Genomic DNA, 25,331 nt, shown 5'->3' on the forward strand with positions numbered 1-25,331 from the left:
CATTATAACGTTTATTACAGCCTACAAAACTATGTTTCACCTTTATGACCTATGGCCTGATAGCTTAATCTGGCTTCTTCTTGCCGCTGCTGTGTTGTCTATTTTCGTCCGTGCTCAAGCTTGGCCTATTTTACTCGGTGCCACTGCCTTAGTCGCACTTATTTTTGAACGCCTCTCTCCACTTGCCCTTGGCATAGTGCTAACTGGCCTTTGCGTTGCCAAATTTAGCCAGCGGCAGACAGGCGCCTACAAAATGGCCTGCCACCTTTTTGTTATTGTCTGGTGTGCTGCGCTTGTTCTCCACCTTATCCCTGGGTTTAGCAACTTACTGATACTCGACAAAGTCTCGACAGGTTCAGATAGTATTCCATTTACTATGTTCCTCAACATGGACAAACCACTTATCGTTTTCGCTTTGATTCTGCTAATGCCGGATATCCTTAAGCGCCCTTTATCCGCCTCTGTTACTCAAATTTCAATCCTAAGCTCAATGTTCATCGCCTTGCCTGTCATTGCATGGGGAGTAGGTATCGTAGAGCCAGAGTTATCAGTACCAAGTTGGCTATGGGTATTCATCATTAATAATTTGATTTTTACCTGTGTCGCCGAAGAAGCTCTGTTTCGAGGCTATATTCAAAACGGCTTAACCAAACGATTCAACCCTGTTTTAGGTATTCTAGTTGCAAGTGCCCTTTTCGGGCTGGCTCACTTTGCCGGAGGCGGGCTGTTCATTTTCATCGCAACACTTGCGGGATTGCTGTACGGGTTGACTTACTATTGGACGGGGCGATTGGCTTTTGCCGTAATGATTCACTTTGCCTTTAACTTCGTTCACCTACTGTTTTTCACCTACCCAATGATGAAATAGTTAAAAAAAGCGCGCTTATGAACCAATTCTGAATAGACAACTCATCATTAATTCAGAACCGGTGTTGTTAAATAGAACCATCAACACAAGGAGAACGAATTATGATCAAGAACACTGTTATCGCTATTGCTACTGCCGCTATCATTCTTCCAACAGCTGCACTAGCCGGAGAACACAACGAAAGCAAAAATACGTTGAATTATTCTGGACCGGTAGAAACAATCACCGTTGCAGATCTACTGAAAGATACCAGTATGTTCACTGAGAAGCAGGCTATTGTCGAAGGCCAACTGATTAAGCAAATCAACGCAGACACTTTCATTTTCAGCGACGGCACCAAAGAAATACAAGTTGAAATCGACGATGACATCAAGATGCCAGCTGCAATCAATGCGTCGACACGACTGCGACTATATGGCGAATATGAAGGAGGCAATACACCGGAAATCGAAGTCGATCGCCTTCAGCTGCTTTAATCCAACCAATCTGACGTGATCACATAACTAATCGGCATATTCAAATGATTATGCCGATTAGTGCTACTTGTCGTACAAGAGTCATCCAGCATCCCGCCAAAATCGCGATCAATATCACAACAATGAATGTTAGATATTTATCATTAGCATCACTATCAATAACTTGAAGAATAGCTTCGCCTGGTGTTTACAAAGCGTCACACATCGGAGCAAAGTCTTAGGGAGCGCCATGCTATAATGCGCCCAGCAAACTAAAATGAGTCGATACATGTCAGATAATTTGTTGTTTCATAAAACTTACCTTCACCCCACCAGCAAAGACTGGGTGGTATTTGTTCATGGTGCGGGTGGTAGTTCATCTATCTGGTTCAAGCAGATCAAAGCTTACAAGCAACACTTCAATTTGTTACTTCTTGATCTAAGAGGCCATGGTCGTTCAAACAACACGTTCCAAGACATGATGAAAAACCCTTACACATTCAAATCTGTCACCACTGATATCGTGCAAGTATTGAACCACCTCAAAATTCAATCGGCTCATTTTGTCGGCATTTCATTGGGTACAATCATTATCCGTAGCCTTGCCGAATTAGCGCCTGAAAGGGTAAAAACCATGGTGCTAGGCGGTGCTGTCACACGCTTAAACACACGCTCTCAAGTGTTAATCACTGCTGGTAACATGTGTAAGCATTTCATCCCTTACATGTGGCTATATCAGTTGTTTGCTTACGTGGTAATGCCGCAGAAAACACAAAAAGAATCTCGCTTGATGTTCGTCAATGATGCAAAGAAGTTGTGTCAGAAAGAGTTCAAGCGCTGGTTTAAACTGGCTACTGACGTCAACCCGCTAATGAAGTGCTTTAAAGAGAAAGAACTTCCGATACCGACTCTCTATCTAATGGGTGGGAATGACTATATGTTTATCAAACCAGTGAAAGAAATGGTCAATAAGCATAAACACAGCTACCTAACCGAATTCGACAACTGTGGCCATGTTTGTAACGTAGAGCGTCCTGACGAGTTTAACCAGCACTCTATAGATTTCATTCAGCGCCACACGATGGCTGCGTAACACAACTTTATCCTCTACCCGATATACAAAGGCCAGTCGAACGACTGGCCTTTTTCATTTGATGGCGCTTGTTAAACAGCTACTCTAGTTAGAGACTGCCAACAGAGCTTTCGCTAAATAGCCAAGGTGCTGCTCCTGCAACCCCGCAATATTGACCCGGCCATCGCCTACAGCATAAATGGCATAGTCGTCACGTAAACGGGCTATCTGTTCTGGCGTTAGCCCAGTCACAGAGAACATCCCTTTATGACTTTCAATAAAATCAAACTGGTTAGAGCCCAGAGCCTGAACCTCTGACACTAAACCAGAGCGCAATGTCAGCAAACGCTGGTGCATTTCGCTCAGTTCTTGCTTCCACGCTTGGGTAAGCGCCGTATCATTGAGGATGGTCGCAACGAGTGCCGCACCGTGATCAGGTGGCATAGTGTAGGTAGAACGGGCAAGATTAAGAATGCGCCCCTTGGCTTTCTGGGCTTCTTGCAAGTTTTCACCGACCAATATCGCCGCCCCAGTTCGCTCCCGGTAAAGTCCGAAGTTCTTTGAACAAGATGTGGCAATGACCATCTCTTCGACATTGTCGGCCATGAATTGCAGGCCTGCCGCATCTTGTTCCAGGCCATCACCGAAGCCCTGGTAAGCAATATCTACAAATGGCATAAAGCCATTTTTATTCGCTAGCGCAGTGATAGCCTGCCAATCCGCCAAAGAGATATCTGCACCCGTCGGGTTATGGCAGCAACCATGAAGAAGCACGACATCTTTCGGTCCGGCTTTAGACAACTCCAGAAGCATTGCCTCGCTGTTAACCTGTTTTGTCGTTGCATCAAAGTACGGGTAATAACGCACTTTCAGTCCCGCCGCTTCCATCACTGGTTTGTGGTTCACGTAACTCGGGTTAGAAATCCAAACCGTTGTGTCTGGTTCGGCAAGTTTGATGAGGTCTGCCAGCATACGCAGCGCTCCGCTGGCTCCAGGTGTTTGTACCGCCGCTGCACGTGGCATTGCCGATGTCCCGGTTAATAGCAGATCCATCATTGACTGGTTGAATTGCTCGTTGCCCGCAAGGCCAACATAAGCTTTTGTCTTCTGGCTTGCTTGTACTTGCTGCTGCGCCAATTGTACCGCTTTCATTATTGGGGTTTCACCCTGGCTGTTGCGGTAAACACCAATACCAAGATCCACCTTTTCTTCACGAGGGTCTTCGCGATACGCAAGAGACAGCGATAGGATAGGATCGAGTTGCGCTTCGGCAAGTTGCTTAAACATGAGTAAAATTCCGTTTAGTTGTCCTTCATGCCTTTCAAGCTACCACTTCAGTTCTGTTCCGTCATCATGATTTTTCAACATTTTCAAATTCTTTAAAATTCAATAATGTGAGGCGTATCTATATACCCAAGCTACCTCAAGGTGCAGGATTCAGAGGGTTGTCAGCTCATTCAATGCAAGGCGAAGATTTGCAGGAATGGCATTACCCTTTCAAAAAGCTTCAACGAAGGAGTGAATGGGCTGACACCCTCCCGAAGGGCGAGTTTTCTAAACTTGTATACCGCGTTATTGTTTTTCGATTTAGGGCCACTAGATCTTTAAAACAATGCCTTGTCTACAAGCTTATAAATTCTCGCTGAACCTCCATCTTGAAGTTGCTTTGGTATATCTATAATTGATCTAGATTAAAGCTTGCTTGAGTTCTATTGCAGACTAGCAGCAAACACCTAAATTTAAAGTAAGAAAACGGCGTTTTTGTATACTACAAAGTTCGTATACTCGCTGCATGATCATGCGCAATTAGTACATGATGGAGGCAAAGATGAAAAACAGAGTCGATGTCCGCACCCTGCTCAGTGTCTATGAGAAGATCAAAACTCAAGGCCAGACCATTGAGTTCGGCAGCCAACTTGACGAGATCAAATGTACTGAGTCACCTGATGGCTACAGTGTGAGCTTGGCTGATGACAAGGTCACGTTAGATATCAATTTCCACAATACCTACCACTTCCATACCATGAATGAAGATCCAGAGTCGGTGATCAATCAAACCACGACGGAGTTTCACAACAATAACGAAGTACAAATACAGGAGTTTCTACACAAGCTAGAAGAAATAGATAAGAATTACTAATTCATATCCCACACAGCTCAATTTCGCGCAATTTCCTATCTCACTGAAATTGCGCAGCTTTATTTTGCTTCGCACACTCATTCTGACATAGCCCTGACATTACCATGACAGCTCACTAACATCCGCTATCTACTATGAATATGTTGAAGCATGCCACTGATCAAAAATCGAACAAGCCTGTTCAGAGTTCGTTCATCTAAGCAGCGTTATGCTTTATAGGAATTAAAGAATCAATCAGCATTGAATTGGCAAACAACCTTGATGGGAATGATGTCATGCAACTACAAGAGCTAAAGAATAATCAAGTTGATACTGTGCTTCTCGCACTTGATGAATGCTACCGTCGACTGGAGCAAGCAGAAATGTCAGCAAGAGAGCTGACACAATCAGGTTTTAATCTGATGTTCAAATCAGCATATGAATCGCTGAAAAACCAGAAGCACTGATAGTCGCTCATGAATAAAAAAGCTCAAGTTTATCAACTTGAGCTTTGTCGTTTTCTTACCGTGCTAGAGTATCAAATATCCCAGTCTCTATTCTGCAATACAACACGGTAACCATCGAGATCTTCAAAGGTTTTACCTACCTGCTCCCAGTATGGGTTGCTCGATTCTACAACAGCAAAACCAGCATCAATCATTTTTCGGCATGCACGTTCCCATGCCTGGCTACAGTCAACGTAAAAAACTAGTAAGTGCTCATGGCTAGGAGCGCCACCAACTTCAGAGCCAATTTTATGAACAAACTCGATATGATACGGGTGATGTTTATGTCCCAGAACTACACCATCAAAGCCATCGTAATCTTCAAATTGCTTCAATAAATCGAAACCAAGTGCTTGACGGTACATAGCAGAAACTTGAGAAACATTGTCTGTTGGTCTGACGACTCTCAATGTCGAATCTTGCGGTATCATATTGAAATTAAACTCCATTTATATTACTACCGTGACAGTGTATTCCTCAGGTACATCTTATTCAACACGGTTAATAATACGCACACGCATTCCATGACATACATCACATTACGCCATATTGCGCAACATACAGTCTGTCTTTTTCCTCACAAGACTTTGAAATATTTCTAGGCGCTTGCCTTGTTTAGGAGACTTACATCACCCTCTAGTATAAAGCTCACCAGCCAAGCATATTGGCAATTGGAATACAAAAGTGGCCCTTAGGCCACTTATCTACTTCTAACATTCGTGAAATGACTTTATTCAATGGGCCAAATCACCTGACGCGAGCAAGGACAACGCATCGGAGGAATACTTTTCAAAACTAATATCTGATTTTTTCGGCGGATAGATGTACTTCGTTACCTTAACGATATATTTAGCAACAACCTCTCCGCTAGGGCTTTGTTCATCATACCAAAAAGTATCTACATCCTTTTTTTTACCTATGTCCCACTTCATGTCAGTACGGATAAACTGATGCTCTGCTGGGATTTCTAATAAATCACGGTACATAGTCAGACTCCATTTTATTCCAAATCTGAAGTCATCATTCCACAATTCATGATTATGCTTTTCTAAACATGTCACAGTTTAAAAAACAGCCAACTATGAACATCACACTCTGAGAGCAAGTTAAGCTAACCACACCTGGCCATAACATTAATGTGCTCGGCATTAACTTATCCGGCCTTGCAGTGTACCAACTGGCGTTTATTCGATTCAGCCCTTAACTCGCATCGCGATTTATCCCATAGGAACCCGGCAGGAACCTTTCCTTTTTCTATGACAAAGAAAGCATTTTCTATTGGTTCTCTCAATAATTCACTTAGTGGTTCTTGGTTAAGCTTAGCCTTGCCATTTGAGTAAAATTGGGCCGAAAAAGGTCGCTTTTGAATATAGATAAGCTCACTATTTTCCCTATCAACCTGTTCTGCCCACTGAGTCAGCAAAACTTTTTCAGACTCTTTTCCGGTTAAATTATTACCCAACAGTACGGCGGTCATTACCAGTAATATTGGTGTGATCAAACCCACCTTGAACACTTTTTCAGAGAGGCTTTGCTGGCTATGGTAGCCGGCAACCAATAGACCTAATGCTGGCAAGCCTGGCATCACATAGCTTGGTAATATGTTACCGGCCATGGTGAACAACAACATTGGAGACAGCATCCAGCACCACAAGTACCACATATAGCCATTGCCACTTTGGACACCTTCCTCACCTGCACGGAAGAAACGAGAGACTTGATACATTAATACCGGTGCCCACGGCAGCGCTGCAAGGAACCAGAATAACCAAATCGTACCTCTCACTTCATCATGTGCTGAGCCGTAAAGGTCACCTTCCCAACCACTGACAACAAACCGCTTAATATGCTCACCGATGATGAAATAATTTAAAAATCCGGGTGTTTTCCACTCAGCCAGAAAATACCACGGCAATGAAATGATGAGGAAAAGTGCTATGCCGCCTTTCCAAGGCAAGCATGTGGGAATACGACGCCACCTTTGTTCTTGTACTAACCAAATAACAAGGCTGATCCCGACTAGCACCATAGTCAGCGGCCCTTTGGCAAGCATGCCTATTGCCAGTCCAACAAAAAACAGATAACCCCAAAGCCGACTACCTAACTCCCACGCTAACCAAAAGCTCACCATACTTAAGGTGACGGCAAATGTCAGTGCGGTATCTGTCATCACCGCCCCAGATATAACGATAAATGCCGTTGTCGTTGCTAAAATAGCAGTCGCTAACCATGCCTCTTTGTTATCTCTTACTTTTGATGCAAACAGCCAAGTGACAGCCAAAATCACTATACCAACGAGAAGGTGCGGTATACGTGCGGCAAACTCATTGACTCCAAGCAGTTCGAATCCACCAGCACTCAGCCAGGTAAACAGCGGCGGTTTACCCCAGAACGGTACGTTGTAATCAAACATCGGTGTGACCCAATTGCCTGTCTCAAACATGATCCTAGCCATTTCACCGTAGCGTGCTTCGGTCGTATCCATTAAAGGATAAAAGCCCAGCGTGGCTATTCTCACAATGACAGTACCTATCGTCATCAAGATAGCAAACTGCGTTAGAGACAGTTTTGGTCGTTGTTGCTTGCTCATGCCTGTACTTCCTTAGCCGTTAATCCGGGTTCACAATGTTGTTCATCCATAACTACAAACAAAGGTCGTTGTTTGGCTTCGATGAACAACCGACCGACATACTCTCCCATCAGGCCGATAGAAAGCAGCTGCACACCCCCAACGAGCAATACAACAATCATCATGGAGGGATACCCTGCGACTGGATCTCCCCAAATTAAGGTTTTGGTAAGAACAACGACAGCTAGCAGCAACGCTGAAAATGAAGTCACAAGCCCAGCCCCAGTCGCGATACGAAGTGGCCGCGTACTGAATGATGTAATCCCCTCAAAAGCTAAATGAATCAGCTTGCGGTAATTCCATTTTGTTTCACCCGCTAGGCGTGGGTCTCGGTCAAACTGTAGCGTTACCCTTTTGAAACCTGGCCAAGCAAATAACCCTTTCATAAAGCGGGTGCGTTCAGGCAATTTGTTAATTTCATCAATAACCCGGCGATTGATTAACCGGAAATCTCCGACATTCTCAGGGATTGGCATATCACTCAGCCGGTTTATCACCTGGTAAAATGCCGCAGCGGTAAACCGCTTAAACCAGCCCTCCCCTAAACGTCGGCGGCGCTGCATATCAACAACATCAAAACCTGCCTGCCATTGAGCTACCATTTCCGGGATCAACTCAGGTGGATCCTGTAAATCTGCATCAATTAACACGGCAGCTTCACCGGTAACGGCTTTTAGTCCAGCGCTCATCGCAGCTTCTTTACCAAAATTACGGCTGAGCCGGATGGACTTGATACTATGATGTTCGCAAGTCAGCTGGCTGACAAGCTGCCAACTGTTATCTGAACTACCGTCATCGACATAGATGATCTCGCAGTGTTTACCCAATTTATCAAGAATATTGCAGACTCGTTGATGGCAACTTTCTACAACTTCCTGCTCGTTAAACAACGGGATAACAACAGAGATATACGGTGTTTCTTCTGCGTAGCGTGACTGTCGTTCTCTGTGCCGTGACAGAACAGTAATGGTTGACATCGCTCACCTCAAACTGACATAACATTAATGATGAGGCTTAGGTTATTAAGAGCCATGTCAGAAAAAGGTCATTGACACTTTTTTCACTCCTGAATATGGCATGATAAAGTGTCACAAAAAGGTGCTCACATTATTCACGAGCCCCTTCTTCTCTATCAGGGTACCTAAATGAAATTATTATTGGTCGAAGATCACCAGGATATAGCCGGTGTTATTTTTGATTTCTTTGAACTGAAGGGCTTTACGCTAGATTATGCCAATAATGGTCTACATGGGTTTGAGCTCGGCTGTACTGAGCACTACGACCTCATCATTCTTGATGTCATGCTTCCTAAGATGGATGGTTTTGAGGTATGCCAAAAGCTCCGCGAACGTGGCGTAGATACCCCTATTCTCATGTTGACTGCCAGAGATACTCGGGAAGACACTCTAGAAGGCTTTTCCCACGGCGCAGATGATTATTTGGTTAAACCGTTTGATTTGGAGATCCTTGAAGCGCGGATCAAGGCACTCACCCGTCGCCGCCTGGGAGAAACAGCCCTAAACCAGCTGACTTTTTGCGAAATGTCACTAGACCTCAACACGCATACTGTTCAGCGTGGCAATTGCAGCTTTGCGCTAAACCCGACATTGTTCACCATTCTCAAACTGTTGATGATAAAAGCGCCTAAAGTCGTCAGCAAACAAGAGTTAATCTCTGCTCTTTGGGGCGATGATGAGCCTGAAGGAAATGTACTTAGAAGTCACATCTACCAACTTCGCCACCAAATAGACAAGCCTTTCAAGCGAGCGTACATAAAGAATGTACCTAAAGTTGGCTACCAGCTTGTCGATGAGGACTAAACGTGAAACAAGAACTGTCTAAGGTAAAAAGCGCTAAGCAACTGACGGTAACCTATTTCTCAATAATCGCCTTTGCAATCATCATGCTACATTTCTCACTACTTGATGCGACGCTGGAAGACTTTGAACATATCAATGCGAACAACAGGTTACTCCACGCTAAAGCCGTTGCTGCCGAAGTACTGCAAGAGCAAAAAGACATAACCCAGTTTTCAATTCCCCCCTTTACTCAAGCCTACCTTGACCCTGCATTGATCCCTTCAAATTTGGGGCTCTCAGAGGGCTCACCAAGGGACAAAGCATTCGAGATAAAAACAACATCAAACGAAACTGAATATTTTGCCATGGTAACCAGCCTACAAGTTGATGGGGTGAAAAAAGACTTATACCTGCTCTATTTCGATGATATCTATGAGATCAGTGAAGAACAGGTATTTAACAGCCAATTGAAACAACTTAGCATTTCCATTCTGTTGTTGTTTGTCAGTTTTGTGGTGGTATTCAAAGTATCAGACAGACTTACAAACCCTTTAACGCAGCTGGCTAATGATATCGATTCTCGTAAAGCAGACGACCTGTCACCGATTACACCTCCTCAAGGGATCACCTCTCGAGAAGTGCTTCAACTGGTCGATAGCTTCAATATATATGTCACCCAAATCCAAGCATTGCTCGATCGCGAGCGATCATTTAACCGCTATGCCAGTCATGAGCTACGCACGCCATTAATGGTCATGAAGGGAGCGATATCTCTTCTCGGGCAATCCAATGATCCTAACTTTATTGCCAAGCAACAAAAACGCCTACAGCATGCGAGTAATGAGATGAATGATTTTGTCACAACGTTACTATCTCTAACACGCGAAGAGGATATGGATAAGGTGACGGTTAGGAAAGTCGGCGTTGAGGAGCTGCAGGATATCGCCTCAGCCCACTCTTCACTGTTAAATGAAAAGCCTGTCCGTTGGAGCGTGGAGCAATCTGAGCCTATAGAAGTAAAAATGCCTGAAAATGCATTTAAGATTTTGCTCGGCAACCTCATCAAAAATGCATTTGCTTATACTGAACAAGGTCATGTCATTATAAGAATAACACCATCAGCAATCACGGTTGAAGACACTGGCATTGGTCTTGAAAGTAGTACTAACAGAAGCAAAGGTTATGGGTTGGGGCTGCTAATTGCCGCTGATATTTGTCGCAAATACAACTGGCAACTCAGTCACCATACCAATGCGTATCAAGGGTGTACTGCAACTATCTTGTTGCAGCCAAACGAAAAACCCAGCGTTCAGCAAGCAAAAAGTTAACCCCCATCCCTAGCAGTATACCTGGCACCATTGCCATATAAGGCCACCAAATTGATATCTCTATCGGTAATATTGATGAGGTGGCCTGCCCAATACCGCTATTTATCAAGAACCAATAGCACCCCATATTTGGCAAAAAGCCAATGACCGACGCGCTCAAAAACTGCACCCATTGCTTGAAGGGCTGTCCTTGTTGACTTGAACAGAATGTAAACTGCCTATTTAGCCACCAATTCGAGCTTGCAGCAACCCAAAACGCCATTCCCCTGGCTAACTCAACAAATACTAGCTGTGAAAGCATGTATGTCACCAAGACATCAACCAGGAATCCTCCAGCCCCGACTATGGCAAACTTAAAAAAGCGCATATTTTTCAGATATTTCACTCCAGCTGACTCAATTCACTGTTTACGCAGTTAAGTTAGCAAGGCCGTGGTCAAAAAAATGTCCATTTTCATTCCCGTAAGCAGGAAAACACTTTTTTTTCACTCATTGTAGGTATAATAGCGTCAGTTTTTTTCGCATTGGTAACTTACGGAAATCTATGAGCAAAGTCTTTACTTTCCTGAAAGGGATGGCCATGGGGGCGGCAGATGTCGTACCGGGTGTCTCTGGTGGAACAATCGCATTTATAACAGGTATTTACGACACATTACTTGAGAGTATCCGGCGGGTTAACCCTAGCTTGATTGGGCTTTGGCGTAAAGAAGGATTCAAAGCGGCCTTCAACCATGTCAATGGTACCTTCTTGATCTTATTGCTGTCGGGGATCCTGACCAGTATCTTTACCCTTGCTCGGGTTATTACCTGGATGCTTCACACCCATCCTATCCCACTATGGTCATTCTTCTTTGGTTTGATCATTATTTCAGTGATCCACATGTTCAAACAGATCACTCACTGGGGGCCATCTCGAATTATTGCAGTGATCGCCGGTGCAATTTTCGCTTATGGAATTACTGTATTACACCCACTTACGCTTGAGCCTACTTACTTTAATATCTTGCTTGCAGGCTCTATCGCTATCTGCGCGATGATTTTGCCAGGTATTTCCGGAAGCTTCATCCTCCTTCTGCTAGGTATGTACGCGCCAATTCTAGGTGCTGCAAAGTCTTTGGATATCATAACACTAGGCTTATTCGCTTGTGGCTGTGTCATTGGCCTTCTGACTTTCTCGCACATCTTGTCTTGGGTGCTGAGAAACTACCGTGATATTGCTCTGACTTTCTTGACAGGTTTGATGATTGGCACATTAAGCAAAATTTGGCCTTGGAAAGAAACATTGACTTGGAGAACCAACTCTAGCGGTGAACAAGTACCTTTAATTGAGCAGAACCTTTCACCATTCAGTTTCGAGCATGTGACTGGCCAGCCAGCCCTGCTTGGCTACGCTGTTATCGCTATGCTGTTTGGTATTTTGCTTGTCTGGGGTCTAGAGAGAGTCGCTGACAAATAGTCATCACCTTTCTAATACCTGTATATGAAGCACCTTTCGCCTAATTTGGCTAAAGGTGCTTTTTCATTTGCTCAGCTTTACACAACTAAACACTCATTTTCATTCGGATAGTTAGTATTACTTCCATCAGCTAGTTACCCGAAATCTTCCGTGAGTGTCACTATGAAAAGAACATACATCCTTTACTTAGCCGTAATTCTGTCTTCGGCATCTACTTTTGCTAACAGCGTATTAGACTTTCACCTTCATACAGCCGGTGAAAAGTCTTCGGCCTCTAGTCTCTTGCTTAACAATCACAAACAGGCGTGCATGACCCATTAGCGATGCAACTAACAACCTCTGGTGACAAGAATAGTACTGCAGGCCATGTTATCCAGAGCCTGCCAAGCAATAGCTCTGAATCTGTCTTTGATTTCCATTATCACTCTACTGATAAGTAAAGAAAAAGCCGCCAAAGAATTTTGGCAGCTCTATCGTCTACTCACTAAATCAAGACTATTTCCGTTACTCTGTGGCTCCAATTAGTAATACTGGAACATCTTCTGGACGTCTTGATAATCCTGGGTCTGAGTAAGAGACAGCATAAGGAGGATTCGTGCTTTCTGAGGGTTCAAAGAGCCCGCGGCAACAAAACCGTATTTGTCATCATCAACTTCCGCATCCAATGTTGTTGAGCCAGAAGCAGTACGAGAACTACGAACGACCATTGTGCCCTCTTTGCTCGCCTTAGCTAGCTCATCAAAAATGGTATGGTACATATTACCGTTACCCACGCCCGCGCTAACAATACCGTCATAGTTCGCTTCCATCATCGCAGTAACAGGCAAAGCTGTCGCATTTGCATAATTATAAACAATACCAACTTTAGGCAGGCTATCTACTTTGGACAGATCAAATACTGTTTCTGTTGTATGTTTGCGTTCTGGGCTGCGCTGGTATTTCACATCACCGTTGTGGATATAACCTAATGCGCCAGTGTTCGGCGACTTGAAGGTATTCACTGCAGTTGTGTTGGTCTTGGTGACATCACGCGCATCAAAGACCGTGTCATTCATGGCAACTAACACGCCGCGGCCTGTCGATTCAGTATCAGTTGCAGTTACAACAGCGTTATACAAGTTTACCGGGCCATCAGCACTCATTGCCGTTGATGGGCGCATTGCACCAACAAGCACAACAGGCTTATCACTCTTAACCGTCAGATCAAGGAAGTAAGCTGTTTCTTCCATGGTGTCTGTACCGTGAGTAATGACAACACCATCAACATCATCTTTAGCCAGTAGCTCGTTAACGCGCTTTGCTAGCTTTAACCACACCTCATCGTTCATGTCTTGCGAACCGATGCTCACAACTTGCTCGCCGGAAATATCTGCGATTTTGGTCATTTCAGGCACTGCTTCAATCAGCGCATCAACGCCGACTTTACCTGAAGTGTAATTAGACTCAGTACTAGATTGTCCCGCACCAGCGATGGTACCACCTGTTGCTAAAATTTTGATGTTCGGTAACTCGCTCGCAAAGCTAAGCGAACTAAAGCACATACCCGCTAAAAACATACCTACAGAAACAGCATTCTTCTTCATTATCATTTCCTAATAGTGATTAATTTCAACATAAACTCAATGAATGAAATACTATTCCAAACGCATAATACTTTTGTGGTATACATCACCTTTTATAATATTAAAAAAGTGATCCTAATTACAGAATATGAGACTGAACTCAAAGCGTTAACTGAAACCCTCAACCCTCCATACAGTTACCGACACTCCATCACATGATTAACAATCATCCTCTGCCATATACTGCCGCAACCATTATCCTCCTCACAAAAAACAACATGAATTCAATTCCATTAACCTAGTCAGTGATATAATTCACAATTCCTTGTAATTATTAGAGTTAGTACAGACTGTGGTACACCTGAAACGTTATAGAGTTGTTTTTCTCTACCTGCTCGCCTTTGCCGTGAGCTACAGCATATTCCAATACGGGTACCCCGCCTTTCGAACTTTGATTGAAGATAACTACCTATCTGACCATACAAGTGTTTTTCCTGAAGAACATTGCCTGCTGAGCTCAGTTGAATGTGAAACGAGGGGGAAGCTGGTAAAATTAGATCGAGACCTTATAAGGCCAATGGAAGCGGCTAAAATTCAAATTGAATGGCCCTCTTTGCCACCTGAAACCAAGACATTACAACTTACCCTTGAGGGAGAGGAAATGATGATGGGGGTATACCGGCAGACGCTTGTTCGCCAAGCCGGGACAGGTTCGTTTTCTGGTCATTTGGTATTACCTTTCTGTGTGTCAGATGAGATGACCTGGCAAGGGAAGATCACCCCGGAAGACAATTATCCACAACAACCAGTTTATGTTTCAATAAGGATGATCAAGTGAAATATCAATGGATTATACTCGCACTAGCCTTAACAGCTGGCCTAATTACCAGCGTCATTGTTGATCGCCAAGCCCCAGTCGCACAAAGTAATGAAGCGATTAGCCTCTTAAAAAGTGGCAAAGATAACGTCGACTTGTACAATCCAGAGGATCAGCGTATCCGGGTGATCTATTTTGGCTATACCCACTGCCCTGATGTCTGCCCAACCTCGCTAGCCGTGCTATCTGCAGCCTTAAAAAAAATCGATGATCAGCAAATAAATAAACTGTGGCCTATTTTTATCACCTTAGATCCTGAACGTGACACACCTGAGAAAAGTGCGCAATATGCCCAGTACTTCCATAAAAAAATTATAGGTATGACAGGAAACGCCATGCAAACAAAAGCCCTCGCGGAAAAGTATGGCGTGTTATACATGCGAACAGAACTGGAAAACTCAGCATTAGAATATGCCGTTGACCATAGTTCGTACTTTTATTTCCTACGCGCTGATGGCACCTTAGTAGAAAAAGTGCAACATACCCTGAATCCGAATATTTTAGTCGATGCGATAAATCGAATATTGACGGAAGAAAAGACGGCAGCGTAAATTCTGCACTCCGCATAAATAAACCCGCTTGAGCGGGTTTTCTCATCTTTGAGAGAAAAAAATCTGCCTGTTTCTTCACTTTAAGCAGCAATTTGCGCAACTTCTGCCATAATGAATTTGCCGACTGGAACTTTTAACAAACAGTCTGTAGTGGCAAACAAAGGAGAAGAAAGAAAAATGAACCGTTCATTATCTATCCTTACCGGTATTATTCTGAGTGCAACACTTATCGGTTGTTCAAGCTCGGATGAAGTTGACCAAATGCAGCAACTAACCAATAAAGTTGATATGCTCTCTGATCAGGTAGGCGCACTTCAAAGCCAGCAAGATCAAATGGCTGGTGCAGTTAATGATGCTCGTGCAGCATCTGACGCTGCTTACCAAGAAGCTATGCGAGCTAACCAGCGTATTGACAATATTGCTAGTTCATATAGTAAGTAAGCTAAAGAGTGGCGCTAACGCGCCACTCTTATATTTCTTAACTTCCGACGACTTCCAAGAAGCTATACCCCTTTCCTCTAACCGTTTTTATATGTTGTTTTGGTAAGCCTGATTGCACTATTTTGCGGCGGATATTACTAATATGCATGTCAAGGTTTCGATCAAACGGGCTTAAATCTTTCTTCAAAACAGATTTCTGAAGTTCGGCTTTAGAGACAACTATCCCATTATGCTTAACCAAGTATTCTAGTAGTTCACTTTCAGTGCCTGTAAATGGTATTCGCCTTAGGTGCTCCGCTATGCCAATATCAGTACAACAATTAGTACCACGTTGCTTTTCTAAGCCCACACGTCGCATGGTTGATTTTATTCGGGCTAGCAACTCAGGAACTTTAAATGGCTTGGCCATATAATGATCAGCGCCAGCTTGCAGTCCATCAAGTAATGAGGATTCATCACCCAAGGCCGTTAGCATTATAATCGGTGTTGCAAAACGCTGGCATATTCTACGAGCCATTTGCATACCGTCAATATGCGGCAACATCACATCCAAAAGCACAAGATCGACTGCTTGCTCCTGTAAATAAGCAAGGCCAGCTTTTCCACAATGTTCACAATGAACATCATATCCCTCTTCTTCAAGCACCTTTTGGAGTAATTCACACAGAACTACATCATCATCAACTACAAGGATTTTAGACAAAATACACTACACTAGCTTAAATCATTATCATTTAGGCAGCATTATCCTGCCTCTACCCCATCCTATCAAGCGTATAATCATGTCTCCCTATTCCAATTGCAGTCTATTCAACCAAAAGGGGCACGCCACATGGCGAAAAGCTAAATTGAGTTATGTCAAAAACCTCTGTTTTTCATGATGTTTTTATATCGTTTTTATGAACGAACATCTTGACTTTACTGTAGCCAGCATGACTGTTAGCTTCCCACCATTTCCCACAGAGTTACTCACAACTTTTGTGGATAATAAAGTTATCCACAACCCTCATCTATAACTGTATACCACAAACCACATTCAATTAAGGCAAGAGTAAAACCGTGAAAAACTCACACTTAAATAGTAAAAACAGAAATCATAATCAAATATGCAGGCATAAAGCCCACTTCCATAACCAAAAAACAGAAACAAGCACATAAAGCTGGCCAAGCAAATGTTTATAGTTATTAAGCACAAAAAGAAATCGTTTTCATATTCAAGCCCATTTCATTTCTGCCTACTAAGCGCCAATCTACAAAGAAACCAGACCAGCACCCATATTTTTACAATTTTAACTGCCACAACCAGCCATAAAAACGTTTTCTTTTTATTGAATTTACACAAAGAAATAAATATTTAATTATTAAAATCAACCACATATTAACACACCAAGGGAAAATAACACCACAAAGCAAAATTTGAGATTGACAGCATTTTTTTATTCACTAAAATACGCGCCGTTTATCTAGAAATCACAACTATTATTTAAATGACGTTTGAGGTGTTTCAATGGCTGGCGACAACAACTACAGTCTAGGGCCCGTGCCACAGTCGGCGCGTAAAGGGGTAGTTTCACTTACAATGGTGATGCTAGGACTGACCTTCTTTTCAGCCAGTATGTGGACAGGTGGAACATTAGGAACTGGGCTCTCTTATGATGACTTCTTCCTCGCAGTTCTTATCGGTAACCTCATCCTCGGTATCTACACTTCCTTCCTCGGCTACATCGGTGCCTCCTCTGGCCTCTCTACTCACCTCCTCGCACGATTCTCTTTTGGTTCCAAAGGCTCTTGGCTTCCTTCTTTACTGCTTGGCGGTACACAAGTCGGCTGGTTTGGTGTTGGGGTTGCAATGTTTGCCATCCCCGTTCATAAAGCCACTGGCATAGATACCAACATCCTTATCTTGGTATCAGGCTTGCTTATGACTGCGACCGTGTACTTTGGTATTTCAGCGCTAATGGTTTTATCAGCCATTGCTGTACCGGCTATTGCTCTGCTGGGTGGCTACTCGGTATTCGAAGCCGTTGGTAGTACTGGTGGCATTGACGGTATTAAAGCCATTACACCTGAAAACCCAATTGAGTTTTCAACCGCCCTTGCCTTAGTTGTAGGCTCTTTCGTGTCAGCCGGTACGTTAACCGCTGACTTTGTCCGCTTCGGCAAAAAGCCAATGGGCGCAGTCATGGTCACTATGATCGCCTTCTTCATTGGCAACTCGCTCATGTTCATCTTTGGTGCCGCGGGTGCCGCTGCAACTGGCCAATCGGATATATCTGAAGTTATGATTGCCCAAGGGCTTCTTATCCCAGCGATTATTGTACTTGGTCTGAACATTTGGACGACCAATGACAATGCGCTTTACGCATCTGGCCTCGGTTTCTCAAATGTTACCGGCCTGCCAAGTAAATACCTTGCTATGGCTAATGGTCTGATCGGTACCCTATGTGCACTATGGCTCTATAACAATTTCGTTGGTTGGTTAACCTTCTTGTCGGCGGCGATTCCTCCAATCGGTGGTATTATCATTGCAGATTTCGTGAAAAACCGTCATCGTTACAAAGATTTCGCAAACGCCGAATTCAAAACAGTTAACTGGGCTGCAATCATCGGTGTTGCTGTAGGTGTTGCTGCCGGCCATTTCTTGCCAGGTGTTGTGCCAATCAATGCCGTGCTTGGCGGTGCCATCAGCTACCTTATCCTTAACCCGATGCTAAACCGCGAAACAGAAACTTGTGCAAGTAACGCGTAAGGACAACTAAGATGCAAACCTCAAATATGCTAATAAAAAACGTCACCATCAAAGGCAAGGATGGCCTGCATCAGATACTGATTAACGAAGGTAAGTTCCATTCTATCAAGCCAATGGACGAGCAGGTTGACTTCAACGGTCCTGTGCTTGATGGTGAAGGAGGTATGGCTGTACCTCCTTTCTGTGAGCCACATATTCACCTAGATACAACGCAAACAGCGGGTGAGCCAAGTTGGAATATTTCCGGCACCTTGTTTGAAGGGATCGAGCGCTGGGCTGAACGTAAGTCAATGCTCTCAATTGAAGATGTCAAATCTCGTGCGAAGCAAACACTAAAATGGCAAATTGCCAATGGTGTACAACACGTGCGAACCCATGTCGACGTATCCGACCCAACCCTTATTGCCCTGAAGGCAATGCTTGAAGTGCGTGAGGAGATGAAACAATGGGTTGATATCCAGATTGTGGCATTCCCACAAGAAGGGATTTTGTCTTATCCAAACGGTAAGGAACTTCTTGAAGAAGCCGTTAAACTGGGTGCCGACGTTATCGGTGCCATTCCTCACTTTGAGTTTACGCGTGAATACGGTGTTGAATCTCTTCATTACGTTTTTGAGCTAGCGCGTAAATATGATCGCCTCATCGATGTTCACTGTGATGAAATTGACGATGAGCAATCACGCTTTGTAGAAACCCTTGCTGCACTTGCCCATAAATATGAAATGGGTGACAAGGTAACAGCTAGCCACACAACGGCGATGCACTCATACAATGGCGCGTATGCTTCCCGCCTATTCCGCCTATTGAAAATGTCCGGTATTAGCTTCGTGGCAAATCCTTTGGTGAATATTCACTTGCAAGGCCGCTTCGACGATTATCCGAAACGTCGTGGTGTAACCCGCGTGAAAGAGATGCTCGCTTCCGATATCAACGTGTGTTTTGGCCATGATGATGTGTTTGACCCATGGTATCCGCTGGGTACAGCCAACATGATGCAAGTATTGCATATGGGTCTGCATGTATGCCAAGTAATGGGTTATGAACAAATCAACCAATCACTTGATTTGATTAGTACTAATTCAGCCTATACGCTTAACATTCAAAACCATTACGGTATTGAGCTTGGCAAGCCTGGTAACCTTATCATCTTACCAGCAGAAAATGGGTTTGATGCGGTTCGCCGCCAGGTTCCTGTGCGTTACTCTGTTCGTGCTGGTAAGGTCATTGCCGAAACTCAGCCTGCTATTACGCATATTGATCTGGCAGAAGGTAAAGAAGCCGTTTCTTTCCGACGCTAGCAAAAAACAGCCACCCTCAGGGGTGGCTACTTTACTTTAATAATCCTTAAGTGTAACGGCGCCGAAACAACAATATAGATAGCAAGCTTACTAAGCCCAAAAAGCTTACCGCTCCACCGCCTCCGTCAGAATCAAGCGCACAGTTATTTGGGCTAATACCTGAAACGTCAGGATCACATTCTTGGTCAGTCTTTCCGTCACCTGTCTCACTGTCACTACCACTATCTGTGGCTGATTCATCAATAAAGTCTGGGTTAGTGATAGGTTTGTCGGGAATAGCACCAACTCTTTCCACAATCCAGTCATAGTACGTTCCAACTCTCGCGTAGAAGCCTGGCCGCAAGTATGCTCCGCAAAGTGGGCTCCCAATAGGTCCTCCACTTACAATACCTAATTGTATCCAGTTGCCATCAGAGTCTTTAGTTACCAATGGACCTCCGCTATCCCCTTTACAAGAGTCAGGTCCATAACCAAGCGATTCTCCCTCTTCATCAAATATAACGTCAGGAGGCAAAGCGCATACTTTCGTTTTATTCTGAGGTCCATCGATAACGACATGCTCATCATTGCCTCTTTCAAGCAAATTGAAGCATTCTGCTATCGGTAAGTATGATAAGTCAGCAGCCATTAATGTGTTTGATACACCAGTACCATCACTATTGGTAGATCCCCAGCCAGTGACCATGACATTCTCTGGACGTTGTTCTTCAATCCACTCACTAGTTAAAATAGCCTCTAAGGTATCTGCTGTCTGGCTGCTAGCCATTTTTATAGGTTTTACTCGAGGAAATGGAAAGGATCGATTTACCCTAAGAAGTGCAACATCGTTATCTAATGCTAGCGTAAGTACTTCAGTTGATACTTTGCCATCTTCATCTAGAGATACATTGATTTCTGCATTCGGAGAGTAATCTGGATGAACAACAACATGACTAACTTGATATAAATCTGAAGGGTCAATTACTTCAGTATCCAAGGCACCAACCATCACGGCAAGCTTGTTTGGAGGGACGGTAAACTCTCCGCCCACTTCACCTTGTACCACACAATGAGCTGCTGTGAGGATCCACCTATCATTTATAATGCTACCACCACAAAAGTGTGATGTTTCATCAGTCGTATTTCTTAATGAAGCCATCCAAGTAAAATCATCACCAGGCCTGACCGGCGTACCACCAACCACATAGCTTTCGACATCAGCAGCATGCAAAATTGTTGGCATAATGGACAATATACCCGCAAGGACACCAATACGTTTCATTTTCATCGATTTTCACCATCTCTTCCCTATAGGCGTTTGTTAAGATAGCAAAAATGGCAAAAGCAAAGAGCACGAGAAGAAGTAAAATGCGAGGCATTTAATGAAACATAACTATAGGAATGAAACGTATATACAGTTTATTTTAAGCGGAAAGGAAATGAGTAAACCTAATAGAATCATCGTAAGATTTACTCTTATTCATATTGACCTACTACAAACCAATACTTGAGCAACTCACTCGCTCAATATCGAAATTGGCATAGGCATCACCCAGCAAATCAGCAGCTAGCTTTGGATAGAAGCCGTTGTCATAGGCACGTTTTACTTCATCGATATCGATCGTATAAAGCTTAATCCCCAACTTCTTAACTTCATCTGGCACACAAACTGTATCACTGCCAGCACCAAAGCAAACATCACCACTGGTATCAATAACACCACAGCTCGTTTCTTCAATCCCGATCCCTAACGAGCCCAGCTTGCTATCTAATGTTTCTTCTGAGCCTGCTGGAAATTCATCGGGCAAGATAATTGGGTATTCATTTTCAAGACTATCGATACTAGTGTAGCCTTGTGCTTCACCGACTTCTGCTCCAGTAACCGCGAACACTTCAGCATTACCTGAAACGGTATTTATGACGTCATCATCATCACAACCAATTAGTGCTAAAGCGGTGAGTAAAAAAAGTGCCTTTTTCATATTAATTCCTATCTAAGTACTGACTTAGGCTCTTTGAGCTTAGTCCCAACCCACCAACTTATCCTACATTTTTGTTGCATATTTTTTACTTAAATTGTGAGTTGGAATATTTTTTAGCCATCATATGGTGATAATAATGTGATCTTGATCTTCATTACTTTTCTTCTCAGAATTAAATGGCATAATAAACCGAACAATTACCTGTATGATTGAGTACAGCATTACACTTCCTTGGAATATTCCTATGAGCATTGAATCAATCGTTAAAGAGCGCTCTGGCGCAAAATGTGAACTATGTGGATCAGAAGACAGTCTGAGTGTTTACGAAGTCCCTGCTTCTCCTGACCAAACAGCGGGTAGCTGTGTAATGGTATGTGGCACTTGTCGTACAGAGATCGAAGACGCTGAAGCATTGGATCAAAACCATTGGCGTTGCCTAAATGACAGCATGTGGAGCCAGGAGCCAGCAGTTCAAGTTATGGCTTACCGCCTGCTTAAGCGCCTATCTTCTGAGACTTGGGCACAAGATCTACTTGATATGATGTACATGGAAGATGACATGATCGAGTGGGCTGAAAAAGGCATCGCTCTTGCCGAACTGGATGCTGTTAAAACTGTTGATGTCAACGGTACAGCACTTGAAGCCGGTGACAATGTCACAATCATCAAAGACCTTCCTGTGAAAGGCTCAAACTTGGTTATCAAACAAGGCACTGCGGTTCGTGGTATCCGACTAACTGATAACCCACTGCATATTTCAGGTAAAGCCGCTGGTACTAACATGGTTATTATTGCTGCTTACTGCAAAAAGATGTAACTTTTCTGGCAGCCACACTCCTGTGGCTGCCAATTCTTCAAGTTCTGCTTTTTTCTTAATCCATCACCTCACTTTATTCCTAACATGTTTGCCCTAACGAAAAAAACATGTTTAGATTAGCCTCATCTTCAGGCATTTAAGCCAGAAAACCAATTTTTTTAGGTCTATATGCAATATAGGCCAGATAAGCAACATTTTGTCCGTTAGTCGGGGAGCCTAGTGCTGAGACCACATGTAGTGGGACCCGTTGAACCTGATCCATTTAATAATGGCGTAGGGAACTAGCTGCATTGCCCTATCTCGCACCCTCCATAGGTTTGATGAAGTAGGTTCAATGACATTGGCTACCTTACGTCTTTCATAGAGGTAGCTATGCCAATTTCTTCAATAACTCCAATTACCCTCACTATTGCTGGCTCCGATAGCGGTGGCGGTGCAGGTATCCAAGCCGATATCAAAGCCATTTCGGCAACCGGTGGCTATGCGTGTTCTGTTATCACAGCGCTAACCGCACAAAATACCCAGGGTGTGACTGGTATCCTAGGTATCGACCCTGCTTTTGTCGAACTGCAACTTGATGCTGTTTTTACTGACCTAGATGTAAAAGCCGTCAAAATTGGAATGCTAAGCGATGCCAATATTATCCGCATGGTGGCTAAAAAGCTTCGCCAATATCAGCCAAAGTTCTTGGTCATTGATCCCGTAATGGTGGCAACCAGTGGTGATTTGTTGCTTGAACAAGAGGCTATCTCAACGCTTAAGTCAGAGCTATTGCCACTTGCTGATGTGATCACCCCTAACTTACCTGAAGCGGCCGCTTTGATTGGCTCAGCTCTTCCTGAGACTGAACAGCAAATGACAGATATGATTGCTGCATTGCGTGAAGTTGGCTCACGCTCAATTTTGCTAAAAGGCGGGCACCTGGAAAAAGACGACTTCAGCACCGACTTGCTGATCCTTGAAAGTGACGTTATCCGCATGAGCACGCCTCGGATTGCAACCCGCAATACCCACGGAACCGGTTGTACCTTATCTGCAGCAACGGCCTCTTTCCTCGCCCAGGATTACCCACTACAAGACGCTGTAAAACATGCCAAATCTTACATCACCAAAGCCATAGAGCATGCCGATGAGTTAGAAATTGGTTCAGGCCACGGCCCAGTGAACCATTTCTTTGCAGGCCATTTCAAACCAGAATAAGCATGGAAGCTACACAACAGATGAATAGCAATCCTTCATCAAACACCGTTAATAATTCATACGTTGCCAGAGGAATGGACGTGACTATTGAAGATTTAATGCTTCAGTATAACGATGCCAATATTCCTTTGTTTAACCGCTTGAACCTTGATCTACCAGCAGGAAAATGGACTTGCCTGCTAGGTAAGAGCGGTTGCGGCAAGACAACCCTGCTCCGTCATCTCGCTGGGCTGCTAGAAGATAATGTAACATGGAGTGGCTCCATCTCTACTAGCAGCACATTACCGTTAAGCGGCAATATCGCATACATGGCCCAGCAGGATTTGCTGTTCCCTTGGCTGAATGTCATTGACAATGTGTGCTTGAGTGCACGTTTTGGTAAAGCACAGAAAGCAGACAAACAACGCGGTTTGGCATTGCTGAATGCCGTCGGGCTGGCCGATAAATCAGATGTAATGCCTAATCAACTCTCTGGCGGTATGCGCCAGCGTGTTGCTCTGGCTCGTACTCTCATGCAAGACAAGCCTCTGGTGTTGATGGATGAACCGTTCTCGGCACTCGATGCTGTCACTCGCCATAAGCTTCAATCCCTTTCGGCAAAATTGCTTGAAGGAAAAACAGTTTTGTTGATCACTCATGACCCACAGGAAGCACTGCGGCTTGGGCACAAGATTTACATGATGGCAGGCGCACCAGCCTCGCTTAAAGCTCTGCCTGTCCCTTCATGTTTGCCACCCCGCTCTTTTAACGGGGAGCTAGCCGAACACCAGCAAGCTATTATCAACGAGCTGGAGTGTGACTATGTCTGATCAATCCATATCTTCAAAGCTACAAAACCCACTGCTCGAACAGCATGATGTTAGCCAACAGGCCACCGCTGGCAGCAAGTCACAGCTGTCGCAAAATATAACCCGATTTATCATCAGCATCGCGATAATATTCGGGCTTTGGCAAGCCAGTGTTGTCATCTTTGACTTGCCTCCGTTTATTCTTCCCGGGCCAGTCGCTGTGCTTTCTAAACTCGTAGAACGTGCTGACGTACTCTGGCATCACACTGTGGTGACGGGCACTGAAGTATTGTTTGGCCTGCTCCTTGGTTTAGCTATGGGGCTCTTTTTTGCTCTTCAGATGCTGGTTTTCGAACCGCTTCGTCGCTGGCTCCTGCCAATTTTGATAACCAGCCAGGCGATACCGGTTTTTGCTATCGCCCCCATCCTCATGCTATGGCTTGGGTATGGGATGGCATCAAAAATAGTCATGGCGGCCTTGATCATCTTCTTCCCAGTGACCACCTGCTGTTATGACGGCCTTCGTCATACACCCAAAGGTTACCTTGACTTAACTACAACCATGGGGGCTACGCCCTGGCAGCAGTTATGGCGGGTTCGCCTGCCTGCAGCGCTTCCGGCTTTAGCGTCCGGCATTCGTGTAGCCGTTGTTGTTGCCCCTATTGGTGCCGTTATCGGTGAATGGGTTGGCTCCAGTGAAGGACTGGGGTACCTGATGCTTCAAGCCAACGCCCGAATGTTTGTCGACGAGATGTTTGCCGCTTTATTCATCCTGGCATTTTTCTCAATCAGCCTGTATTTCATCACTGATCTTTTATTGAAAAAAGCCATTCCATGGCAAAACCAATGATCCATC

At 44.1% G+C, this 25,331-nt stretch carries 27 protein-coding genes and 1 riboswitch; of the genes, 17 read left to right on the forward strand and 10 right to left on the reverse strand.

Annotated elements, in window-relative coordinates:
- Positions 1-31: 31 nt before the first annotated feature.
- The 3 genes from ACXAGQ_RS18775 (at position 32) to ACXAGQ_RS18785 (ending at position 2,416) form a co-directional block, all read left to right on the forward strand.
- Entirely contained in the window at positions 32-868 is an 837-nt protein-coding gene (locus tag ACXAGQ_RS18775) for a lysostaphin resistance A-like protein (RefSeq protein ID WP_475255884.1), read from the forward strand.
- A 104-nt stretch (positions 869-972) separates the two neighbouring features.
- Complete coding sequence (locus tag ACXAGQ_RS18780) at positions 973-1,344, forward strand: YgiW/YdeI family stress tolerance OB fold protein (RefSeq protein ID WP_475256636.1); 372 nt, start codon at positions 973-975, stop codon at positions 1,342-1,344.
- Positions 1,345-1,612: 268 nt separating this feature from the next.
- A complete protein-coding gene (locus tag ACXAGQ_RS18785) occupies positions 1,613-2,416 on the forward strand; it encodes an alpha/beta fold hydrolase (protein ID WP_475255885.1) in 804 nt (267 codons plus the stop codon).
- 84 nt (positions 2,417-2,500) lie between these two features.
- Here ACXAGQ_RS18785 and ACXAGQ_RS18790 read toward each other — a convergent pair whose 3' ends face one another.
- Positions 2,501-3,682: an amino acid aminotransferase gene (locus ACXAGQ_RS18790; protein WP_475255886.1), complete on the reverse strand. Its 1,182-nt coding sequence runs from the start codon at positions 3,680-3,682 to the stop codon at positions 2,501-2,503.
- Between the two features lie 541 nt (positions 3,683-4,223).
- On the opposite strand from ACXAGQ_RS18790, the gene ACXAGQ_RS18795 reads away from it, so the two are divergent.
- Together ACXAGQ_RS18795 and ACXAGQ_RS18800 are read left to right on the forward strand one after the other, a co-directional pair.
- Positions 4,224-4,535 (forward strand): DUF3081 family protein, encoded by a 312-nt coding sequence (locus ACXAGQ_RS18795; protein ID WP_475255887.1) that lies wholly within the window; start codon positions 4,224-4,226, stop codon positions 4,533-4,535.
- Positions 4,536-4,810: 275 nt separating this feature from the next.
- Entirely contained in the window at positions 4,811-4,981 is a 171-nt protein-coding gene (locus ACXAGQ_RS18800) for a hypothetical protein (protein ID WP_475255888.1), read from the forward strand.
- A gap of 71 nt (positions 4,982-5,052) precedes the next feature.
- Here ACXAGQ_RS18800 and ACXAGQ_RS18805 read toward each other — a convergent pair whose 3' ends face one another.
- The 4 genes from ACXAGQ_RS18805 to ACXAGQ_RS18820 form a co-directional block, all read right to left on the reverse strand.
- Complete coding sequence (locus tag ACXAGQ_RS18805) at positions 5,053-5,451, reverse strand: VOC family protein (RefSeq protein ID WP_475255889.1); 399 nt, start codon at positions 5,449-5,451, stop codon at positions 5,053-5,055.
- A 303-nt stretch (positions 5,452-5,754) separates the two neighbouring features.
- A complete protein-coding gene (locus ACXAGQ_RS18810; protein WP_475255890.1) occupies positions 5,755-6,006 on the reverse strand; it encodes a hypothetical protein in 252 nt (83 codons plus the stop codon).
- Between the two features lie 167 nt (positions 6,007-6,173).
- Entirely contained in the window at positions 6,174-7,610 is a 1,437-nt protein-coding gene (locus ACXAGQ_RS18815) for an ArnT family glycosyltransferase (RefSeq protein WP_475255891.1), read from the reverse strand.
- Positions 7,607-8,626 (reverse strand): glycosyltransferase family 2 protein, encoded by a 1,020-nt coding sequence (locus ACXAGQ_RS18820; RefSeq protein WP_475255893.1) that lies wholly within the window; start codon positions 8,624-8,626, stop codon positions 7,607-7,609. Before ACXAGQ_RS18820 ends, ACXAGQ_RS18815 begins: the two co-directional genes overlap by 4 nt.
- Before the next feature lie 168 nt (positions 8,627-8,794).
- On the opposite strand from ACXAGQ_RS18820, the gene ACXAGQ_RS18825 reads away from it, so the two are divergent.
- Together ACXAGQ_RS18825 and ACXAGQ_RS18830 are read left to right on the forward strand one after the other, a co-directional pair.
- A complete protein-coding gene (locus tag ACXAGQ_RS18825; protein WP_475255895.1) occupies positions 8,795-9,469 on the forward strand; it encodes a response regulator transcription factor in 675 nt (224 codons plus the stop codon).
- Between the two features lie 2 nt (positions 9,470-9,471).
- Positions 9,472-10,776: a sensor histidine kinase gene (locus ACXAGQ_RS18830; RefSeq protein ID WP_475255897.1), complete on the forward strand. Its 1,305-nt coding sequence runs from the start codon at positions 9,472-9,474 to the stop codon at positions 10,774-10,776.
- Here ACXAGQ_RS18830 and ACXAGQ_RS18835 read toward each other — a convergent pair.
- Positions 10,724-11,161, reverse strand: coding sequence for a GtrA family protein (locus ACXAGQ_RS18835; protein ID WP_475255898.1), 438 nt, complete (start codon positions 11,159-11,161; stop codon positions 10,724-10,726). The genes ACXAGQ_RS18830 and ACXAGQ_RS18835 overlap by 53 nt on opposite strands.
- 158 nt (positions 11,162-11,319) lie before the next feature.
- Here ACXAGQ_RS18835 and ACXAGQ_RS18840 point away from each other — a divergent pair, with 158 nt between their 5' ends.
- Complete coding sequence (locus ACXAGQ_RS18840) at positions 11,320-12,231, forward strand: polyprenyl-phosphate transporter (RefSeq protein ID WP_475255899.1); 912 nt, start codon at positions 11,320-11,322, stop codon at positions 12,229-12,231.
- 521 nt (positions 12,232-12,752) lie between these two features.
- Here the strand turns inward: ACXAGQ_RS18840 and ansB are convergent.
- On the reverse strand, positions 12,753-13,814 hold the full coding sequence (gene ansB / locus ACXAGQ_RS18845) for an L-asparaginase 2 (protein WP_475255900.1): 1,062 nt from the start codon (positions 13,812-13,814) through the stop codon (positions 12,753-12,755).
- 331 nt (positions 13,815-14,145) lie between these two features.
- Between ansB and ACXAGQ_RS18850 the strand changes: the two genes are divergently transcribed.
- The 3 genes from ACXAGQ_RS18850 (at position 14,146) to ACXAGQ_RS18860 (ending at position 15,662) form a co-directional block, all read left to right on the forward strand.
- Complete coding sequence (locus tag ACXAGQ_RS18850; protein ID WP_475255902.1) at positions 14,146-14,631, forward strand: hypothetical protein; 486 nt, start codon at positions 14,146-14,148, stop codon at positions 14,629-14,631.
- The gene (locus ACXAGQ_RS18855; RefSeq protein WP_475255903.1) at positions 14,628-15,221 is read left to right on the forward strand and encodes an SCO family protein; all 594 of its coding nucleotides are present in this window, start codon (positions 14,628-14,630) and stop codon (positions 15,219-15,221) included. The genes ACXAGQ_RS18850 and ACXAGQ_RS18855 overlap by 4 nt, the downstream gene beginning before the upstream one ends.
- A 177-nt stretch (positions 15,222-15,398) precedes the next feature.
- Positions 15,399-15,662 (forward strand): Lpp/OprI family alanine-zipper lipoprotein, encoded by a 264-nt coding sequence (locus ACXAGQ_RS18860; RefSeq protein ID WP_036821101.1) that lies wholly within the window; start codon positions 15,399-15,401, stop codon positions 15,660-15,662.
- 37 nt (positions 15,663-15,699) lie between these two features.
- On the opposite strand, the gene ACXAGQ_RS18865 is transcribed toward ACXAGQ_RS18860, so the two are convergent.
- The gene (locus ACXAGQ_RS18865; protein ID WP_475255905.1) at positions 15,700-16,365 is read right to left on the reverse strand and encodes a response regulator transcription factor; all 666 of its coding nucleotides are present in this window, start codon (positions 16,363-16,365) and stop codon (positions 15,700-15,702) included.
- Positions 16,366-17,169: 804 nt separating this feature from the next.
- On the opposite strand from ACXAGQ_RS18865, the gene codB reads away from it, so the two are divergent.
- Positions 17,170-18,411 (forward strand): cytosine permease, encoded by a 1,242-nt coding sequence (gene codB / locus ACXAGQ_RS18870; RefSeq protein WP_475255907.1) that lies wholly within the window; start codon positions 17,170-17,172, stop codon positions 18,409-18,411.
- Between the two features lie 11 nt (positions 18,412-18,422).
- On the forward strand, positions 18,423-19,709 hold the full coding sequence (locus tag ACXAGQ_RS18875) for a cytosine deaminase (protein WP_475255908.1): 1,287 nt from the start codon (positions 18,423-18,425) through the stop codon (positions 19,707-19,709).
- Positions 19,710-19,755: 46 nt separating this feature from the next.
- On the opposite strand, the gene ACXAGQ_RS18880 is transcribed toward ACXAGQ_RS18875, so the two are convergent.
- Positions 19,756-20,976: a trypsin-like serine protease gene (locus tag ACXAGQ_RS18880; RefSeq protein ID WP_475255909.1), complete on the reverse strand. Its 1,221-nt coding sequence runs from the start codon at positions 20,974-20,976 to the stop codon at positions 19,756-19,758.
- Positions 20,977-21,181: 205 nt separating this feature from the next.
- On the reverse strand, positions 21,182-21,670 hold the full coding sequence (locus ACXAGQ_RS18885) for a hypothetical protein (protein ID WP_475255911.1): 489 nt from the start codon (positions 21,668-21,670) through the stop codon (positions 21,182-21,184).
- 244 nt (positions 21,671-21,914) lie between these two features.
- Here ACXAGQ_RS18885 and ACXAGQ_RS18890 point away from each other — a divergent pair, with 244 nt between their 5' ends.
- The 4 genes from ACXAGQ_RS18890 to ACXAGQ_RS18905 all read left to right on the forward strand — a co-directional run bounded on the left by ACXAGQ_RS18890 (position 21,915) and on the right by ACXAGQ_RS18905 (position 25,325).
- Positions 21,915-22,487 carry a PhnA domain-containing protein gene (locus tag ACXAGQ_RS18890; RefSeq protein WP_475255912.1) on the forward strand — a complete coding sequence of 191 codons (573 nt, stop codon included), beginning with the start codon at positions 21,915-21,917 and terminating at the stop codon, positions 22,485-22,487.
- A gap of 198 nt (positions 22,488-22,685) precedes the next feature.
- Positions 22,686-22,784: riboswitch (TPP riboswitch) on the forward strand.
- A gap of 75 nt (positions 22,785-22,859) precedes the next feature.
- Positions 22,860-23,687 (forward strand): bifunctional hydroxymethylpyrimidine kinase/phosphomethylpyrimidine kinase, encoded by an 828-nt coding sequence (thiD, locus tag ACXAGQ_RS18895; protein ID WP_475255914.1) that lies wholly within the window; start codon positions 22,860-22,862, stop codon positions 23,685-23,687.
- A 74-nt stretch (positions 23,688-23,761) separates the two neighbouring features.
- Entirely contained in the window at positions 23,762-24,496 is a 735-nt protein-coding gene (locus tag ACXAGQ_RS18900) for an ABC transporter ATP-binding protein (RefSeq protein WP_475256637.1), read from the forward strand.
- A complete protein-coding gene (locus ACXAGQ_RS18905) occupies positions 24,489-25,325 on the forward strand; it encodes an ABC transporter permease (RefSeq protein ID WP_475255915.1) in 837 nt (278 codons plus the stop codon). The genes ACXAGQ_RS18900 and ACXAGQ_RS18905 overlap by 8 nt, the downstream gene beginning before the upstream one ends.
- Positions 25,326-25,331 lie beyond the last annotated feature (6 nt).

It is taken from the genome of Photobacterium sp. ABD4_091 (assembly GCF_056160145.1).

Coding starts and splice junctions, on each gene's coding strand:
- ACXAGQ_RS18795 (WP_475255887.1), top strand. CDS start 4,224: ATGAAAAACAGAGTCGATGTCCGCACCCTGCTCAGTGTCTATGAGAAG.
- ACXAGQ_RS18790 (WP_475255886.1), bottom strand. CDS start 3,682: ATGTTTAAGCAACTTGCCGAAGCGCAACTCGATCCTATCCTATCGCTG.
- ACXAGQ_RS18905 (WP_475255915.1), top strand. CDS start 24,489: ATGTCTGATCAATCCATATCTTCAAAGCTACAAAACCCACTGCTCGAA.
- ansB (WP_475255900.1), bottom strand. CDS start 13,814: ATGAAGAAGAATGCTGTTTCTGTAGGTATGTTTTTAGCGGGTATGTGC.
- thiD (WP_475255914.1), top strand. CDS start 22,860: ATGCCAATTTCTTCAATAACTCCAATTACCCTCACTATTGCTGGCTCC.
- ACXAGQ_RS18810 (WP_475255890.1), bottom strand. CDS start 6,006: ATGTACCGTGATTTATTAGAAATCCCAGCAGAGCATCAGTTTATCCGT.
- ACXAGQ_RS18840 (WP_475255899.1), top strand. CDS start 11,320: ATGAGCAAAGTCTTTACTTTCCTGAAAGGGATGGCCATGGGGGCGGCA.
- ACXAGQ_RS18875 (WP_475255908.1), top strand. CDS start 18,423: ATGCAAACCTCAAATATGCTAATAAAAAACGTCACCATCAAAGGCAAG.
- ACXAGQ_RS18825 (WP_475255895.1), top strand. CDS start 8,795: ATGAAATTATTATTGGTCGAAGATCACCAGGATATAGCCGGTGTTATT.
- ACXAGQ_RS18885 (WP_475255911.1), bottom strand. CDS start 21,670: ATGAAAAAGGCACTTTTTTTACTCACCGCTTTAGCACTAATTGGTTGT.
- ACXAGQ_RS18890 (WP_475255912.1), top strand. CDS start 21,915: ATGAGCATTGAATCAATCGTTAAAGAGCGCTCTGGCGCAAAATGTGAA.
- ACXAGQ_RS18805 (WP_475255889.1), bottom strand. CDS start 5,451: ATGATACCGCAAGATTCGACATTGAGAGTCGTCAGACCAACAGACAAT.
- ACXAGQ_RS18860 (WP_036821101.1), top strand. CDS start 15,399: ATGAACCGTTCATTATCTATCCTTACCGGTATTATTCTGAGTGCAACA.
- ACXAGQ_RS18775 (WP_475255884.1), top strand. CDS start 32: ATGTTTCACCTTTATGACCTATGGCCTGATAGCTTAATCTGGCTTCTT.
- ACXAGQ_RS18820 (WP_475255893.1), bottom strand. CDS start 8,626: ATGTCAACCATTACTGTTCTGTCACGGCACAGAGAACGACAGTCACGC.
- ACXAGQ_RS18800 (WP_475255888.1), top strand. CDS start 4,811: ATGCAACTACAAGAGCTAAAGAATAATCAAGTTGATACTGTGCTTCTC.
- ACXAGQ_RS18900 (WP_475256637.1), top strand. CDS start 23,762: ATGGACGTGACTATTGAAGATTTAATGCTTCAGTATAACGATGCCAAT.
- ACXAGQ_RS18785 (WP_475255885.1), top strand. CDS start 1,613: ATGTCAGATAATTTGTTGTTTCATAAAACTTACCTTCACCCCACCAGC.
- codB (WP_475255907.1), top strand. CDS start 17,170: ATGGCTGGCGACAACAACTACAGTCTAGGGCCCGTGCCACAGTCGGCG.
- ACXAGQ_RS18815 (WP_475255891.1), bottom strand. CDS start 7,610: ATGAGCAAGCAACAACGACCAAAACTGTCTCTAACGCAGTTTGCTATC.
- ACXAGQ_RS18880 (WP_475255909.1), bottom strand. CDS start 20,976: ATGAAAATGAAACGTATTGGTGTCCTTGCGGGTATATTGTCCATTATG.